This window comes from Nitratireductor sp. XY-223, from assembly GCF_004959855.1.
Classification (GTDB): Bacteria; Pseudomonadota; Alphaproteobacteria; order Rhizobiales; family Rhizobiaceae; genus Hoeflea_A.
The window spans coordinates 124,346-138,093 of record NZ_SPNT01000005.1 but is presented as its reverse complement, the minus strand read 5'-3'; the positions used below and the strand labels follow the sequence as shown (position 1 = coordinate 138,093).

The following is a 13,748-nucleotide window of genomic DNA, read 5'->3' as shown; positions in this document are numbered from 1 at the left end:
TATGCCTACCCGTAACGTCGCACGAAATTCCTGAGGATCGCCGCGCCGGCGCCCGGGTTGCCGAGCCGCGCCTCCGCCGTCAGGCGTTTCGCGTCCTGCGGCGCGAAATAGCCCTTGTCGCGGTAGATCCTGATGCGCAGGGCAAAGACGTCCCCGTCGGCTTCCGGATGGAACTGCGTCGCGTAGACGTTCTTGCCGTACCGGATCATCTGGAAGGGGCAGGCCTTGCCGGTCACCAGATGGGCGCAGCCCGGCGGCAGTTCCTGCACCGCCTCCTTGTGGCCGACGAACGCGTCGAACGGTTCGCTGATCCCGGCAAGCAGCGGGTCGGCGCGTCCCGCCTCGGTCAGGGTCGCGCGCGCCACCGAGACCGGCTCGCTGTACCGGTCCTTCGACACCTGCGCGCCGAGATGGTGCGCTAGGATGCCGATGCCGTAGCAGCAGCCGAGAAACGGCACGTCGTTGGCCGTGACCGCCGGCATCAGCGACATCACCGCGTCTTCGATGCGCTTTTCGACAGCCGACTTCTGGTCTTCCCGATCGGAGACGCAGCCCGGCCCGCCGCCGACGATCACCCCGGCATAGGCACCAAGGTCGGTTTCCGGCAGGTCCTCCCGCTCCAGGCGCACCCTTTGTGTGCGGCCTTCCTCGAGGCCGCCCTTTTCCAGCATGGCGCGGAACTCGTCGTCGGAAGCCTCTTCCTCGGGGCGCAGTTGCAGGATCAGAAACGGTTTCATGCGCGATTGCCGGGCGGTTTCGGGATGGATCGGATGGCCGGCTCTATGCGGCAAATATCCGTTCCAGTCAAACGACCCTCAGTCCGTTTCGGCTTTCGGCTTGGGCGAGGGGCCGGTGTCGAAACGCGGATTGGGGTTGTTCAGGACCGGATTGCGCCGCGAGACGTTCTCGCGGCTCTCGCGCCACACGACGAAGAGGCCGGAAAGGATGATGACGGCCGATCCGATGGCGACATACATGTCAGGCCGCTCCAGGAAGAAGAAAGCGCCATAGGCCGTTGCCCACAGGATCTGGCTGTATTGCGTCGGCGCGATCACTGCTGCCGGCGCCGAGCGATAGGCGGAGATGATGCACAGCTGCGCCAGCACCGATATCAGCCCGATGGCGGCCATCAGGCCGAGGTCCGGCAGGTCCACCGGCACGTAGACGGCCGGCAGCGTGGTGGCCATGGCGATCAGCGAGACCAGCATGGGATAGAGGATCAGCACCGCCGAGCGTTCCTCGCTGCCGATCTTGCGCACCACGATCGCGGCAAGCGCCGAGGCGACCGCCGCGGTCAGCGCCGCCAGGTGGCCCGGCGACAATTCCGTGACGCCCGGGCGCAGCACGATGAGAACGCCGATGAGGCCGATCCCGACCGCGGCCCAGCGCCGCGCCCGCACCACTTCGCCGAGCAGCGGCACCGAAAAGGCGGTGATCAGCAGCGGCGCCGCGAAGAGCAGCGCGTAGACCTCGGCCAAAGGCAGGTTGACGAAGGCATAGAAGGCGCTCGACATGGCGATGATCGTCAGCACCGAGCGCATCAGGATCAGCCACGGGTGGTGCGGCCTGAAATTGTCGACCGCCCGGTCCGCCAGGATGATCGTCGACATCGGCACGAAAGCAAAGAGCATGGCGAAGAAGATGATCTGGAAAACCGGGTAGGTCTCGCCAAGCGCCTTGATGATCGCGTCGTGGGTGGCGAAAAGCCCGAAGCCCAGCACGGCGAATCCGAGGCCGCCCAGCGGCGAGGGTTTGCTTTCGGTTATGCCCTGGTTCATCGGCAGGTCCGAACGGGATGTTGTGGTTTAACGTGACTGACGGCCCGATGTCCGCGTCCGGCTAGCGCTGCGTCCGCCTTATCGGTGGCTGCCTTTTACACCGCCGCGAACCCGGTGCCAATCGCCCTTTGTGCAGGAAATGCGTCGTCGGCCCGATCTGTTCACAGCCTAGTCGTCGCCTTTTTCTTCGGTGGCCTTGTCATCCTTCTTCGCATCGAGTTTGAAATAGGCGCGGAGTACTTTGCAGTCGACGAAGAGGTCTGGCATTTCGTGGTCGCTGTAGCTAATCAAATAACTGAAATTATCCGGTCGTTTTGACGCGATTCTCCAGAGGTGGGATAGTGTCGTCCGCTCCAACTGACGGGCGCCAGGGCATATTGATGTACAACGGTGCTCCAGTATGAATTTAGCTGTTTTGCTGCTCAATTCTTCACTGAGTGAGCTTTCCAGTAGGCCGCTATGAATAATTTGAGAAGCCACGTACGGATAGGTGCCGGATAAGCACATGTGCCGTCGGAGAACCTTGTAATCAACGTGTTCACCCAGACCGTTGCTCAAATCTGACTTGCCCTTTGCCCTACGAATATCTGCAGCCAGAAAGGAGGTCTGGTCATCGGTTACCTTTTCCAGATTGGCGTCCTTGAGCGAAGCGCCGATCAAGCGTGTTCTCGAAAGGTCGGCATCATACAAATTCGCAAGCTTGAGATTTGCGCCATCGAGATGAGCCTCGGTAAGATCTGCATCGCTGAGATCTGCTTCCTTTAGGTCAGCACCAGTTAAATCGGCGCGCATGAGCCGTGCGTGCTGAAGGTCTGTGGGATCCATTTGCGACCGTACAAATGTCGCTTCCTTGAGGCAGGTGTGACTGAAATCCGCATCTATTGTTGTTGCATCGTCCAGGCGCGCGCGCAAAAGGAACGCACCCCTCATGTTTGAATTTTGCAGATTGACACCCTGCAAATTCGCATAGGACAGATTTGCGCCGGCAAAGTTTCGCCTGCCAAGCAACAGTGACGGTGGATCGTATCCCCGCACATCATTAAGTAGCTCTTCGTCAACAAAATTCCGGTTCGACGGATTGAGCGACATCAGCCAGAATCTGGCAAAATTAGCCTGTTTCCATAACCAAGAGGCGTCCGAATTATCGTCCGCCACCTTGCCTTTAGGAACGCCTCCTCCCGAAGTGTCGTTATTCACGCTTGAAACAAGCACGCACTCGTAAGGCCGCATGCCCGTGTAGTTGATGTGCAGATACAATACCGGAATCGTGAGGAACGAGAGTGTCAGTACGACATAGGAAACGATTTTGTAGAGGCGTTTTCCCGGCTCGGAAAAAAAATAGTAGATGCACAGCAACACGTCCAAAAGGATTATGACGAACAACAAGAAATTGATGACAGTGCTTTGATACCTCAGGAACCACCCCTGAATCAGGAACAGAACAAGCAGCGGCAGAAGGTAAATCGAGAATCCGGCGATAAAGCTTGTTATGCCGGCCGGTGTCAGGGCCACCGGGCCGCGATAGGCCAGGCCCCTCAAGAGCACGGATGTGCCCATGTAGTGCTCGAGCGCGCCGGGGTGCTTGTCTTCGTCGTAATTGCCCCGATGCCGCTCGAGGCTGCGCAGCCTGTTGAGCGTATCCATCAACAGCCGGTATTTCGCCAGCACGAAGGCATGCAGGAATAGGATCAGCAGCGGTGCGGCGATGGCGAAGCCGTTGAGCGGCAGTTCCGCCGAAACCAGCGGCACCTTTACGGGTGAGCCGAGGAACATGTCGTGATCGGTGATGCCGGCGATCATGGCGACAAGGACCGAGCCGAGCGACAAAAGTGCGATCCAGTAATTCTGCAACTGGCTGCCCGATTCATTGACCAGCTGCAGCAGCGCCCAGCTCTTCGGATAGCGCTGCTGGTAATTGACCTGCCTTTGATCGTTGTCTGCCATGTCCCCGCCGATCGTGCGCTGACGTTTATACGCTGCCGTCCCCCGGTTCGGGCTTGTGTTCGATCCAGCCGAACGCGTCGTTCAGCTCGAAGAGCGCTCCGTCCTCCTGGTAGGCGCCGATGTTGCGGCAGCCTGGTTCCGTGAACCTTTGCGGCCCCCTGGTCTCGAGCGTGAATCCGACGGAGGTCTTGCGCCGGGTTCCCTTGCAATCATGAGAAGATACGTCACCCATGATGCAACATTGGAGCGATATTCGTGCTTTGTCAAAGTATTGGGCGCGGTCTTGCAGGGCGTTCGGGCGCGGAACGCACGGCAGTGTCAATCCCGCCGGATCGATGCATCTTGCAGCCGCTTTAACAGGAACCGCAGCACCGCGTCCCGCATGGCGGCGGTTTCCGTGTGGCCGGTTTCTTCCGATATGACGATCTCCAGGTGGTCCGCAGCATCGGACTGGAGATAGGCGCGGCGCAGCGTGTCGATTGCCGGATCGAGCGCCTCGGGCGGGGTCAGCGGATCGGCTTTGCCGCAACACACAAGTTGCGGACGCGGGGCGACAAGGGCTGCGATATCTCCAAGGTCGCAGATCTCCAGCAAACCGGGCACCGTCATGTACGGGCCATGCAGATCGTGCGCGCCGCTTTCGATGAGCGGGCGCATGTTGGAAAAGGCGCACAGATGCGCGCAGGCCGCTATCCGTTCGTCGAGGGCGGCCAGCAGGTAGGCATGGGTGGCGCCCATCGAAAGGCCGAGCGTGGCAATGCGGGCGGCATCCACGTCGGCGCGCGCGGCGAGGTAATCGATTGCCGTGCTGAGGTCGGCGAGCATCCGTCCAAGAAGCGTCCCGCCCTGCCAGAGCGCGGCCTTGGAAAGCGCGGTTTCGGTGCCTTCGGCCTGACGGCTGCCGAATCCCGGCATGTCGATGCAAAGAACGGCAAAGCCGTTAGCCGCAAGCACTGGCCCGTAGGCGTCCAAAAGTGCCGCACGGCTCTCGGTGAGTTCGTGCCGGCCGATATCGTGACGGTTTCCATGGGCGTGGCAGTAGAGGACCGCCGGGAGCGGTCCGGCGGCGTCGCGCGGTCGCAAAAGCGTGCCGGGAACGGCAGCACCGCCGGACCCGATCACGATGTCCTCGGCCGTGAAATCCGGTTCATGCCGTATGTCGCGCGTCTGGCCACCGTTGCCGGGCGGCGGGCCGCCCGGGTAACCGAGCAGCCGCCACATCGTCTTGCGATCCACGCCGGATTTTGTCACAGCTATTGTCTCCCCCGGAACCATATCAGGCTTGCCCGCTTACTTGTATACTAGTATATGTCTCCCATTGGGAGATTGAAATGAGGCAGACGTGGCGTTGGTTCGGACCGGTCGACAGGGTGACCATCGGCGATGCGCGCCAGGCCGGCGCCGAAGCCATCGTCACGGCCTTGCACCACCTTCCTCCGGGCACTGAATGGCCAGCCGCGGACATCGCCGCCCGCCAGCGGGAAGTGGCGACCCACCCTGACGGCACCGCCACCGGTCTTTCATGGGAGGTCGTCGAGAGCCTGCCCGTTTCCGAAGCGATCAAGACGATGTCGGGCGACTGGCGCGGCGATATCGAACGTTACCGCACCAGCCTGGCAAATCTCGCGGAAGCCGGCATTCGCACCGTCTGCTACAATTTCATGCCGGTGCTTGACTGGACCCGCACGGATCTCGCCGCACCGATGGCGCATGGCGGAACGTCCATGCGCTTCGATCTGGTCGACTTCACCGCCTTCGACCTTCATATTCTCAGCCGTTCCGGGGCCGAAAACGACTACACGGAAACGCTGCGGAAACTGGCGGAACGGCGCTTTTCGGTGATGACCGAGGCGCAGAAACGACGCCTGGCGGCAAACGTGACTGCCGGCCTGCCGGGCGCGGCCGAGCACTGGACGCTCGATAGCCTGCGCGAGCGGCTGGCCGACTACGCGTCCATCGACGCGGAGCGGTTGCGCCGCACCCACATCGATTTCCTGTCCGAGATCGTGCCGCAGGCGGAACGCCTCGACATGCGCCTATGCTGCCATCCGGACGATCCGCCGTTCCCGCTCCTCGGCCTGCCGAGGGTGATGTCGACCGCCAGGGACTTCCGCACCCTGCTGTCCGCCGTCGACAGCCCCGCCGCGGGGCTGACCTTCTGCACCGGCTCGCTCGGTGCGCGTCCCGACAACGACATCGCGGCCATGGTGGCGGAGTTCGCCCGCCGCATCCACTTCGTGCATCTGCGCAACGTCACGCGCGAGACCGACGGTGTTCCGTGCTCCTTTTTCGAGGACGAACACCTGGCCGGCGATACCGACATGGTCGCCGTGATTTCCGGGCTTCTTGCCGAGGAAAGGCGCCGCCGCGAAGAGGGCCGCTCCGATCACCGGATCCCGATGCGACCGGACCACGGCCAGGACATACTCGACGACCTGCAACGCGGCGCGCAGCCCGGATATCCGGCGATCGGCCGGCTCAAGGGACTGGCGGAACTGCGCGGCGTCATCCACGGGCTGACCTATGCGCAGCAGGCGGCAGACGGGCGGACGACGGATGGATTTTCGGCGGGCGGCAGGCAGGAGGCGCTTCATGCCGCGCTTGACTCCTGAAGCCTCCGCCTTCGATGTCCAGGCGGCCTTGAAGGGCGTTGTCATCGACCGCACGCGCTCCATCGGCCCGCAGATTTACGAAGCCCTGCGAAGCCGCATTATCGACAACCGCTTTCCGCCGGGGACGGCGCTCAGCGAGAAGGAGGTGGCACGCATCTGCGACATCAGCCGCACACCGTTGCGCGCCGCCATCCAGGACCTTGCCGGCGAAGGGCTGATCATCGTCAAGCCGCAGGTGGGTTCCGTCGTCGCCCCGCATGACGCCGCCCGGGTTCGCGAGGCGATCTTCATCCGCGCGGCGATCGAGGCGGCCGTGGCGCGCCGGCTGGCCGAGACGGGGATCGACGAGGCCGCCCTGGCGCCGGTTCTCGCCGCGCAGAAAGCGGCCGGCGAGCGCGACGATTACCTGACGTTCTTCCGCTATGACGAGGAGTTTCACCGGATGCTCGCGCAGATGGCGGATGTGCCCAAGGCCTGGCAGATGGTTCAGTCGGTCAAGGCCCATATAGACCGCCAGCGGCTGCACCTCATGTCGTCGATCAGTGGCCGGTCCATGCGCGCCTACGATGATCATGTCCAGCTTCTCGAGGCCATCCGCCGCGGTGACGCGGGCGATGCGGCGGCGGTGATGCGCGATCACGTGAATTCTGCTCTCGAAACCCTGGAAACGGGCGCGCCGGAATCCTGAACCGGGAGAATTTAACTTGCTCAGGCAGGTGATGTTTACTAGTATACAAGTAGCAATTGGGAGGTAATCAAAATGATCAGCAGACTGAACAGACTTCTTGTGCTCGGCACCGCGGCCATGGGGCTGATGGTCGGCACGGCGCTGGCTGAAACCGAACTGCGCATAACCTGGTACAATGACGGCAATGAGGGCGAGGTCATGCGCGGCATCCTCGACCGCTACGAGGCCGTCAATCCGGATGTGAAGGTCACCCTCGACGTCGTTCCCTACAAAGCCATTCTGGAAAGTCTGCCGGTGCAGCTCGCGGCGGGCGAGGGGCCTGATATGGCTCGCGTGACCGACCTTGGCGGTCTGTCCGAGCACTACCTGGACCTGCGTCCGCATGTCTCCGATCCGGCCTATTGGGAAACCAATTTCGGCCCGTTCCTCAAGTGGCTGCGCCAGCCGGGCGACGACAGTGCCATTTCCGGCTTCATGACTCAGCTCACGGTGACCGGGCCTTATGTCAACAAGACGCTTTTCGAGCAGGCCGGGGTCGAACTGCCGGGCGACGGCGCGACCTGGGACGACTGGGCCGTGGCGGTTCGCGAGGTGGCGGACAAGCTGGAGATTCCGATCCCGATGGCGTGGGACCGCTCGGGCCACCGCGTGTCCGGGCCGGCGATCTCGATGGGCGCCAAGATGTTTGACGCCGACGGCAATCCGGCACTGGTGGACGACGGGCTGAAAACCATGGCCGGCAAGCTCTATGACTGGCACCAGGACGGCACCATGCCCAAGGAGCTCTGGGGTTCCGTGTCGGGTTCCCAGTATCTCGGCGCCAACGAAGACTTCGCCAACGCCCAGGTCGCCATGTATATGAGCGGCTCCTGGCAGATTCCGCAATTCGCCGACAAGATCGGCGACGCCTTCGACTGGTGGGCGGTTCCGGCGCCCTGCGGTCCGGCGGCCTGCACAGGCATGCCTGGCGGTGCAGCGCTCGTGGCGTTGAAGACATCCGAGCATCCGGAGGAAGTCGGCAAGCTGATGGACTTCCTTTCCAGCGAGGAGGTTCTCAACGAGTTCTACGGCAAGACGCTGTTCATTCCGGGCCATCTCGGCCTTGCCGCCAACGGCGTCGAGTTCCACACGGACGATCCGCGCGCCAAGCATGCGCTCGAGACCTTCGCTGCGGCGGTGCCGGGCATTTCCCCGACCGCCTTCGATCTGCAGGGTTACGTCTACAACCGCGTCATGTTCAACGCGCTGATCTCGCGCCTCGGCGAGGCGATTGTCGGCGAGCTGACACTTGACGAGGCCTATGACCGCATGACCCAGGATGTCGAGCAGCAGATCGCCGAAAAGGAACGCGGCGGCTGATCACTGTGTAATATGTGATCGAACAATGCACTCCGGGCGCATCCTCCAGGCGCCCGGAGGCAAGAGAATACCAACGGTTCCGAACAAGTCCCATGGCGCATCAATCTCCGGCCGAAATTGACAATCCGACGTTCGGCGAACGATTCAACGCGGTCGCAGCATGGCCGATGCGCGTGCTGTTCGGACTGCTCGAGACACCGTTCAGGGCGCTGCAGCGCATCCTCGGCATTGGCCGCATGCCCTATATTTTCCTGCTGCCGAACCTCGCCTTCTTCGGCATATTCGTCATCGTGCCGCTGATCATCAATTTCGCGTTCTCGGTCACCGGCGGCGACGAACTTTTCCTGAACGAGCGGCCCTATGTCGGCGGCGAGCAATATTCCTACCTCGCCGATTGCGGCAGCTACCTGGATCCACAGAGCTGCCGCGAGGACCGGTTCTGGCGCGGCATCTACAACACAATAACCTTCGTATTCTTCCAGGTTGCCTTCATGGTGCTGTTCTCGCTCGTGACGGCCCTGATCCTCAATCGCGAGATCCGCGGCCGCGGCTTCTTCCGCGCCGCATTCTTCTTCCCGGTCCTGCTGTCGCCGGTCGTCGTCGCCCTGATCTGGAAATGGATCCTCCTGCGTGACGGCGTGCTCAATGCGGGCCTTACCTCGATCGGCTTCGAGCGCATCCTGTTTTTCGTCGATCCGACCTGGTCGATGTTCTGGGCGATCTTCGTTTCGATCTGGGCCCATATGGGCTTCTACACGCTCATTTTGCTGGCCGGGCTGCAGGCGATCCCGCCCGATCTCTATGAAGCGGCGGAAATGGACGGCACCAAGCGCGAGCGCGTGTTCTGGCGCATCACCCTGCCGCTGCTGTGGCCCAATCTTCTCGTCGTCATTGTCCTTGCGCTCATCAAGGCGGTGCAGATCTTCGACGAGGTCTTCGTCCTGACCGGCGGCGGACCCGGCACGGCGACGCAGTTCATCGTCCAATACATCTACACCACCGGTTTCGCCAACCAGGTGCAGAATTTCGGGCTGGCCGCCGCGGCGTCCGTGGTGCTCGGGGTGGTGCTCTTTGTCCTGACGCTGGTGCAGCTCGCGGTGACGCGGCGCAAGGAGGACGGCTGACATGGCTGACGCTCAGACCGCATCTGGACGCTCGATCGCCGGCTTGCTGACGGCCCGTCGAGGCGGTGCTTCCTGGCACTGGACCGACGTCTTCACCTATGTCTATCTCGCATTCGGTGTGTGCCTGATGTTCGGACCGGTCCTGTGGCTGGCGCTGTCCTCCTTCAAGACGCCGGCGGGCCTGCTGGAGTTTCCGCCGACCCTGCTGCCGCTTGGCCAGATTGAGGTGGAGGTCGACGGCCACGACAAGCCGCTGCCGCTCTACAAGGTGACGATGGAAGACGGGACCGTGCGTGAACTGGCGCAGATCCGCCGCATCGGCATCATTGCCCAGATGGTCGATCCGAACGATCCGGAAACCTCGATAAGGGTGCCGATCGCCAGCCGCGAGCCGATCCGCGAGTTCCGCGTTGCCTGGGAGAACTACACCAAGCCGCTCGAGCGCTTCAACTTCCTGACCTATCTCAACAATTCCGTTATCGTGACGGTGGTCGCGACGCTGATCACGCTGCTGATCAACTCCATGGCCGCCTTCGGGCTGGCCATCTACGAGTTCAAGGGCCGCAACGCCGTCATGCTGTTCGTCATCGGCACGCTGATGATCCCGATCACCATCATCCTGGTTCCGGCCTATCTGGTCGTCACCCAGCTCAATATGGTCAACACGCTGTGGGCGGTCATCCTGCCGGGCGCCGCGACGCCGACCGGCGTGTTCCTGCTGCGCCAGTACATGCTGACCCTGCCGCGCGACCTCATCGAGGCGGCGCGCATGGACAAGGCCAGCGAGTGGGCGATCTACTGGCGCATTGTCCTGCCGCTCTCGTTGCCGGCGATTGCCGTGCTGGCGATCTTCTCCGTGATGTGGCGCTGGAACGATTTTCTGTGGCCGCTGGTCGTTCTCAACCGCAGCGAGGTCTATACGCTGCAGATCGGCCTCAACGCCTTCCAGGGCGAGCTCGACGTGCAGTGGCACTACGTGCTGGCGATGACCGTCGTCACGCTCATTCCGGTGGCGCTCGTCTTTGCCTTCCTGCAGCGCTTCATCACCACCGGCATTGCTTCGACGGGTATGAAATGAGTCCCGGCAAGCCGCTGATCCTGTTCGATCCCCATCCGCGCACCGAGGCCATGGTCTTCACCGGGGACGTCGCCGAGGAACTGGCGCGCGAGGCGCGCCTCGTCACCCATTTCGGAGCGCGCGCGCCGGACGATCTGGTGGAAAGCGTGCTCGGCGAGGTCGCGATCATCGTCGGCCAGACGGCCATGCCGAAAGAGCGGCTCGAGCGGGCCCCGAACCTCAAGGCAATTGTCAACGTAAAGGCCAACTGGGAGCCGAATATCGACTATGCCGAGGCCCAGCGGCGCGGCATTCACGTGCTGTCGGCGGCACCGGCGATGGCGCCGGCTGTGGCCGAGTACTGCCTGTGCCAGGCGATCGCGCTGGCTCGCGGCCTGCCGGCGGCAGACCGGCGCTTCCGCGAGGGCGGCGAGCAGTACGGCATCGCCGGCAACGGCGCCGCCTACAGCCTTTTTGACGCTCCGGTGGGGCTTATCGGCTACGGCAATCTGGGCCGGACGCTGGTGCCGCTCCTGCGGCCCTTCACCCGTCGAATCTCGGTGCATGACCCGTGGCTCTCGGACCGGTTCCTGGAAACGCAGAACGTCCGGCCCGTCGGGCTCGATGCCGTCCTTTCCGAAAGCCGGTTTCTGTTCATTCTCGCCGGCGTCACCAGCGAGAACGAGGGCTTTCTCGACGAGGCGAAGCTTGCCCTGATACCAGGGGATGCCAGCGTGGTCCTTGCGTCCCGCGCGGAAGTTGTCGCATTCGACGGCTTCGTCGACATGGCGTCGAAGGGCCGGTTCCGCGCCGCCATCGATGTGTTCCCGCAGGAGCCTGTTGCAGACGGCGATCCGATGCGTCGGGCCGGTAACATCCTGTTCTCGGCGCATCTGGCGGGCGGGCTCGAGGCGTCCTACGCGCGCATCCGTGACATGATGCTGGACGATGTAAAACTGATATTGCGCGGCTTGCCGCCCCAGCGCCTGCAGCGCGCGGAGCCGAGCCAGGCCGCCATGGCACGCAGCAGATAGCGGTGAGGAAAGGGAAGGCAAGTGACCGAAATCATCCTCAAGGACGTCCGCAAGGCCTATGGCGATGTCGAGGTCATCCACGGCATCGATCTGAGCATCGACAGCGGCAAGTTCGTCGTTTTTGTCGGCCCCTCCGGTTGCGGGAAATCGACGCTGCTGCGCATCATTGCGGGCCTGGAGGGCGTAACGTCCGGTGACGTGGTGATCGACGGCGATGTCGTCAACGCCCAGCCCGCCTCCGAGCGCGGTCTGGCCATGGTGTTCCAGTCCTACGCGCTTTACCCGCATATGAGCGTCTACAAGAACATGGCCTTCGGGCTGGAGAACTCGAAAATGCCACGCGAGGAGATAGAAAAGCGCGTCAATGATGCGGCGTCCATGCTGCAGATCACGCCCTATCTCAAGCGCCGGCCGAAGGCGCTCTCCGGCGGCCAGCGGCAGCGCGTCGCCATCGGCCGCGCCATCGTGCGCGATCCCAAGGCCTTCCTGTTCGACGAGCCGCTGTCGAATCTCGACGCGGAACTGCGCGTCGCCATGCGCAAGGAACTCGCCGGCCTGCACGCCAAGCTCGGCGGCACCATGATCTATGTGACGCACGACCAGGTCGAGGCGATGACGCTGGCCAATACGATCGTGGTGCTCAATGCCGGCCGCATTGAGCAGGTCGGCGCGCCGCTCGACCTCTACAACCGTCCGCAAAACACCTTTGTCGCCGGCTTCATCGGCTCGCCGCGCATGAATCTCGTCGACGCGGCGGCCGAGGCGTCCGACGGCCGCATCGAACTGGTGACCGGGCCGCAGCGGATTGCCATATCCTCGTCCATCCGCATCACCAGGAGCGACAAGATCACCTTCGGCGCCCGGCCGGAGCATATCGAGATCGTCGACGAGAAGGATGCCGACATCGCCGCCACGGTGGATCTTTCCGAGCAGCTCGGCGGCGAGACCTATCTCTACTGCACGCCCGAAGGCATGCCGCAATTGACGGTGCATCAGCTCGGTCAGCTTCCGGTGCATCGCGGTCAGGAGATCCATCTGCGCTTCGACCGCGCCGCCATGCACCTGTTCGATGGCGACGGCAGGGTGATCGCCAACGGAATTCCGCAATGACCGATGACCCATTCGGCATCGGCGTCATCGGCACGGGCATGGCGGCGGCGCCCCATGCCAGGGCGCTTGTCGATCTCCGGCCGTCGCTTGAAGTGCGCGGCGTCTTTTCGCGCAACCCCGAAAAACGCGCCGCCTTTGCCGAAGAATACGGATTTCCGGGTGCGGAATCAGTGGACACGCTCGCCGACGACCCGACGCTCAACGCGGTCATCCTGATCACACCGCCAAGCGAACGGATCGAACTCGTGCGCCGGTTTGCGGAAGCCGGCAAGCACATCCTGATGGAAAAGCCCGTGGAGCGGACGAGCCTGGCGGCACGGGAGATCGTCACAATCTGCGAGCAAAATGGCGTCCGGCTCGGCATTGTCTTCCAGCACCGCTTCCGCCAGGCATCGATCGCCCTGAAGGAGCGGATCGACAGCGGCGTCCTGGGCGCCGTCGGTCTGGTCCGGGTATCGGTGCCCTGGTGGCGCGAGCAGGCCTATTACGACGAGCCTGGACGCGGCACCTATGCGCGCGACGGCGGCGGCGTCCTCATCAGCCAGGCGATCCACACGCTCGACCTGATGCTGAGCATCGCCGGCCCTGTCAATGAGGTCCAGGCCGTCGCCGTAACGACCCCGTTTCACAGCATGGAGGCGGAGGATTTCGTCGCCGGCGGCATGCGCTTCGAGAACGGCGCCGCGGGTTCGCTCATGGCGACCACGGCCGCTTATCCGGGCGGCGCTGAATCGATCACCATCGATTGCAAGGAGGCGAGCGCCCATCTGCAATCGGGCACGCTGACCCTCAATTGGCGTGACGGCCGTGTCGAGACCGTCGGCGAGGCGGCCGGAACCGGCGGCGGCGCCGATCCGATGGCGTTTCCGCACGATTGGCACCGCGATCTCATCCGCGATTTCGTCGCGGCGGCAAAATCCGGGCGCGAACCGGCCGTCACGGGCCGCGATGCGCTGCGCGTCCACTATCTGATCGATGCCCTGATTCAATCGTCGCACGAGGGGCGCGCCGTTAAAGTCAACGCAAACACTCCTGACTGAGG

At 63.1% G+C, this 13,748-nt stretch carries 13 protein-coding genes; 8 read left to right on the top strand and 5 right to left on the bottom strand.

What is annotated here, in order from left to right; all coding sequences use genetic code 11:
* Window positions 1-5: 5 nt before the first annotated feature.
* The 5 genes from E4M07_RS17950 to E4M07_RS17930 all read right to left on the bottom strand — a co-directional run bounded on the left by E4M07_RS17950 (window position 6) and on the right by E4M07_RS17930 (window position 4,973).
* Window positions 6-737: a glutamine amidotransferase gene (locus E4M07_RS17950; RefSeq protein WP_136659763.1), complete on the bottom strand. Its 732-nt coding sequence runs from the start codon at window positions 735-737 to the stop codon at window positions 6-8.
* A gap of 78 nt (window positions 738-815) precedes the next feature.
* A complete protein-coding gene (locus tag E4M07_RS17945) occupies window positions 816-1,778 on the bottom strand; it encodes a DMT family transporter (protein ID WP_136659762.1) in 963 nt (320 codons plus the stop codon).
* A gap of 168 nt (window positions 1,779-1,946) precedes the next feature.
* Window positions 1,947-3,722: a pentapeptide repeat-containing protein gene (locus E4M07_RS17940; RefSeq protein ID WP_136659761.1), complete on the bottom strand. Its 1,776-nt coding sequence runs from the start codon at window positions 3,720-3,722 to the stop codon at window positions 1,947-1,949.
* A 25-nt stretch (window positions 3,723-3,747) separates the two neighbouring features.
* Window positions 3,748-3,954 (bottom strand): hypothetical protein, encoded by a 207-nt coding sequence (locus E4M07_RS17935; RefSeq protein ID WP_136659760.1) that lies wholly within the window; start codon window positions 3,952-3,954, stop codon window positions 3,748-3,750.
* 86 nt (window positions 3,955-4,040) lie between these two features.
* Window positions 4,041-4,973: an alpha/beta fold hydrolase gene (locus tag E4M07_RS17930; RefSeq protein WP_169054272.1), complete on the bottom strand. Its 933-nt coding sequence runs from the start codon at window positions 4,971-4,973 to the stop codon at window positions 4,041-4,043.
* An 80-nt stretch (window positions 4,974-5,053) separates the two neighbouring features.
* Here E4M07_RS17930 and uxuA point away from each other — a divergent pair, with 80 nt between their 5' ends.
* The 8 genes from uxuA to E4M07_RS17890 all read left to right on the top strand — a co-directional run bounded on the left by uxuA (window position 5,054) and on the right by E4M07_RS17890 (window position 13,746).
* Window positions 5,054-6,334: a mannonate dehydratase gene (uxuA, locus tag E4M07_RS17925; RefSeq protein WP_136659758.1), complete on the top strand. Its 1,281-nt coding sequence runs from the start codon at window positions 5,054-5,056 to the stop codon at window positions 6,332-6,334.
* Window positions 6,315-7,022, top strand: a complete 708-nt coding sequence (locus tag E4M07_RS17920) for a GntR family transcriptional regulator (protein WP_169054271.1) — start codon at window positions 6,315-6,317, stop codon at window positions 7,020-7,022. The genes uxuA and E4M07_RS17920 overlap by 20 nt, the downstream gene beginning before the upstream one ends.
* A 72-nt stretch (window positions 7,023-7,094) precedes the next feature.
* Window positions 7,095-8,381: an ABC transporter substrate-binding protein gene (locus E4M07_RS17915; protein ID WP_136659756.1), complete on the top strand. Its 1,287-nt coding sequence runs from the start codon at window positions 7,095-7,097 to the stop codon at window positions 8,379-8,381.
* A 167-nt stretch (window positions 8,382-8,548) separates the two neighbouring features.
* Window positions 8,549-9,505 (top strand): sugar ABC transporter permease, encoded by a 957-nt coding sequence (locus tag E4M07_RS17910; protein WP_246660512.1) that lies wholly within the window; start codon window positions 8,549-8,551, stop codon window positions 9,503-9,505.
* Between the two features lies 1 nt (window position 9,506).
* Window positions 9,507-10,583, top strand: a complete 1,077-nt coding sequence (locus E4M07_RS17905) for a carbohydrate ABC transporter permease (protein ID WP_136659754.1) — start codon at window positions 9,507-9,509, stop codon at window positions 10,581-10,583.
* Window positions 10,580-11,596: an NAD(P)-dependent oxidoreductase gene (locus E4M07_RS17900; RefSeq protein WP_136659753.1), complete on the top strand. Its 1,017-nt coding sequence runs from the start codon at window positions 10,580-10,582 to the stop codon at window positions 11,594-11,596. Before E4M07_RS17905 ends, E4M07_RS17900 begins: the two co-directional genes overlap by 4 nt.
* Before the next feature lie 21 nt (window positions 11,597-11,617).
* Window positions 11,618-12,706 carry a sn-glycerol-3-phosphate ABC transporter ATP-binding protein UgpC gene (gene ugpC, locus E4M07_RS17895; RefSeq protein WP_136659752.1) on the top strand — a complete coding sequence of 363 codons (1,089 nt, stop codon included), beginning with the start codon at window positions 11,618-11,620 and terminating at the stop codon, window positions 12,704-12,706.
* The gene (locus E4M07_RS17890; protein ID WP_136659751.1) at window positions 12,703-13,746 is read left to right on the top strand and encodes a Gfo/Idh/MocA family oxidoreductase; all 1,044 of its coding nucleotides are present in this window, start codon (window positions 12,703-12,705) and stop codon (window positions 13,744-13,746) included. Before ugpC ends, E4M07_RS17890 begins: the two co-directional genes overlap by 4 nt.
* The last annotated feature ends 2 nt before the right edge of the window (window positions 13,747-13,748 follow it).

Bases quoted from the DNA above. Each gene is read 5' to 3' on its own strand.
- E4M07_RS17935 (WP_136659760.1), bottom strand. From the start codon at position 3,954: ATGGGTGACGTATCTTCTCATGATTGCAAGGGAACCCGGCGCAAGACC.
- E4M07_RS17940 (WP_136659761.1), bottom strand. From the start codon at position 3,722: ATGGCAGACAACGATCAAAGGCAGGTCAATTACCAGCAGCGCTATCCG.
- E4M07_RS17945 (WP_136659762.1), bottom strand. From the start codon at position 1,778: ATGAACCAGGGCATAACCGAAAGCAAACCCTCGCCGCTGGGCGGCCTC.
- E4M07_RS17910 (WP_246660512.1), top strand. From the start codon at position 8,549: ATGCGCGTGCTGTTCGGACTGCTCGAGACACCGTTCAGGGCGCTGCAG.
- E4M07_RS17915 (WP_136659756.1), top strand. From the start codon at position 7,095: ATGATCAGCAGACTGAACAGACTTCTTGTGCTCGGCACCGCGGCCATG.
- E4M07_RS17905 (WP_136659754.1), top strand. From the start codon at position 9,507: ATGGCTGACGCTCAGACCGCATCTGGACGCTCGATCGCCGGCTTGCTG.
- E4M07_RS17900 (WP_136659753.1), top strand. From the start codon at position 10,580: ATGAGTCCCGGCAAGCCGCTGATCCTGTTCGATCCCCATCCGCGCACC.
- E4M07_RS17920 (WP_169054271.1), top strand. From the start codon at position 6,315: ATGCCGCGCTTGACTCCTGAAGCCTCCGCCTTCGATGTCCAGGCGGCC.
- uxuA (WP_136659758.1), top strand. From the start codon at position 5,054: ATGAGGCAGACGTGGCGTTGGTTCGGACCGGTCGACAGGGTGACCATC.
- E4M07_RS17890 (WP_136659751.1), top strand. From the start codon at position 12,703: ATGACCGATGACCCATTCGGCATCGGCGTCATCGGCACGGGCATGGCG.
- E4M07_RS17950 (WP_136659763.1), bottom strand. From the start codon at position 737: ATGAAACCGTTTCTGATCCTGCAACTGCGCCCCGAGGAAGAGGCTTCC.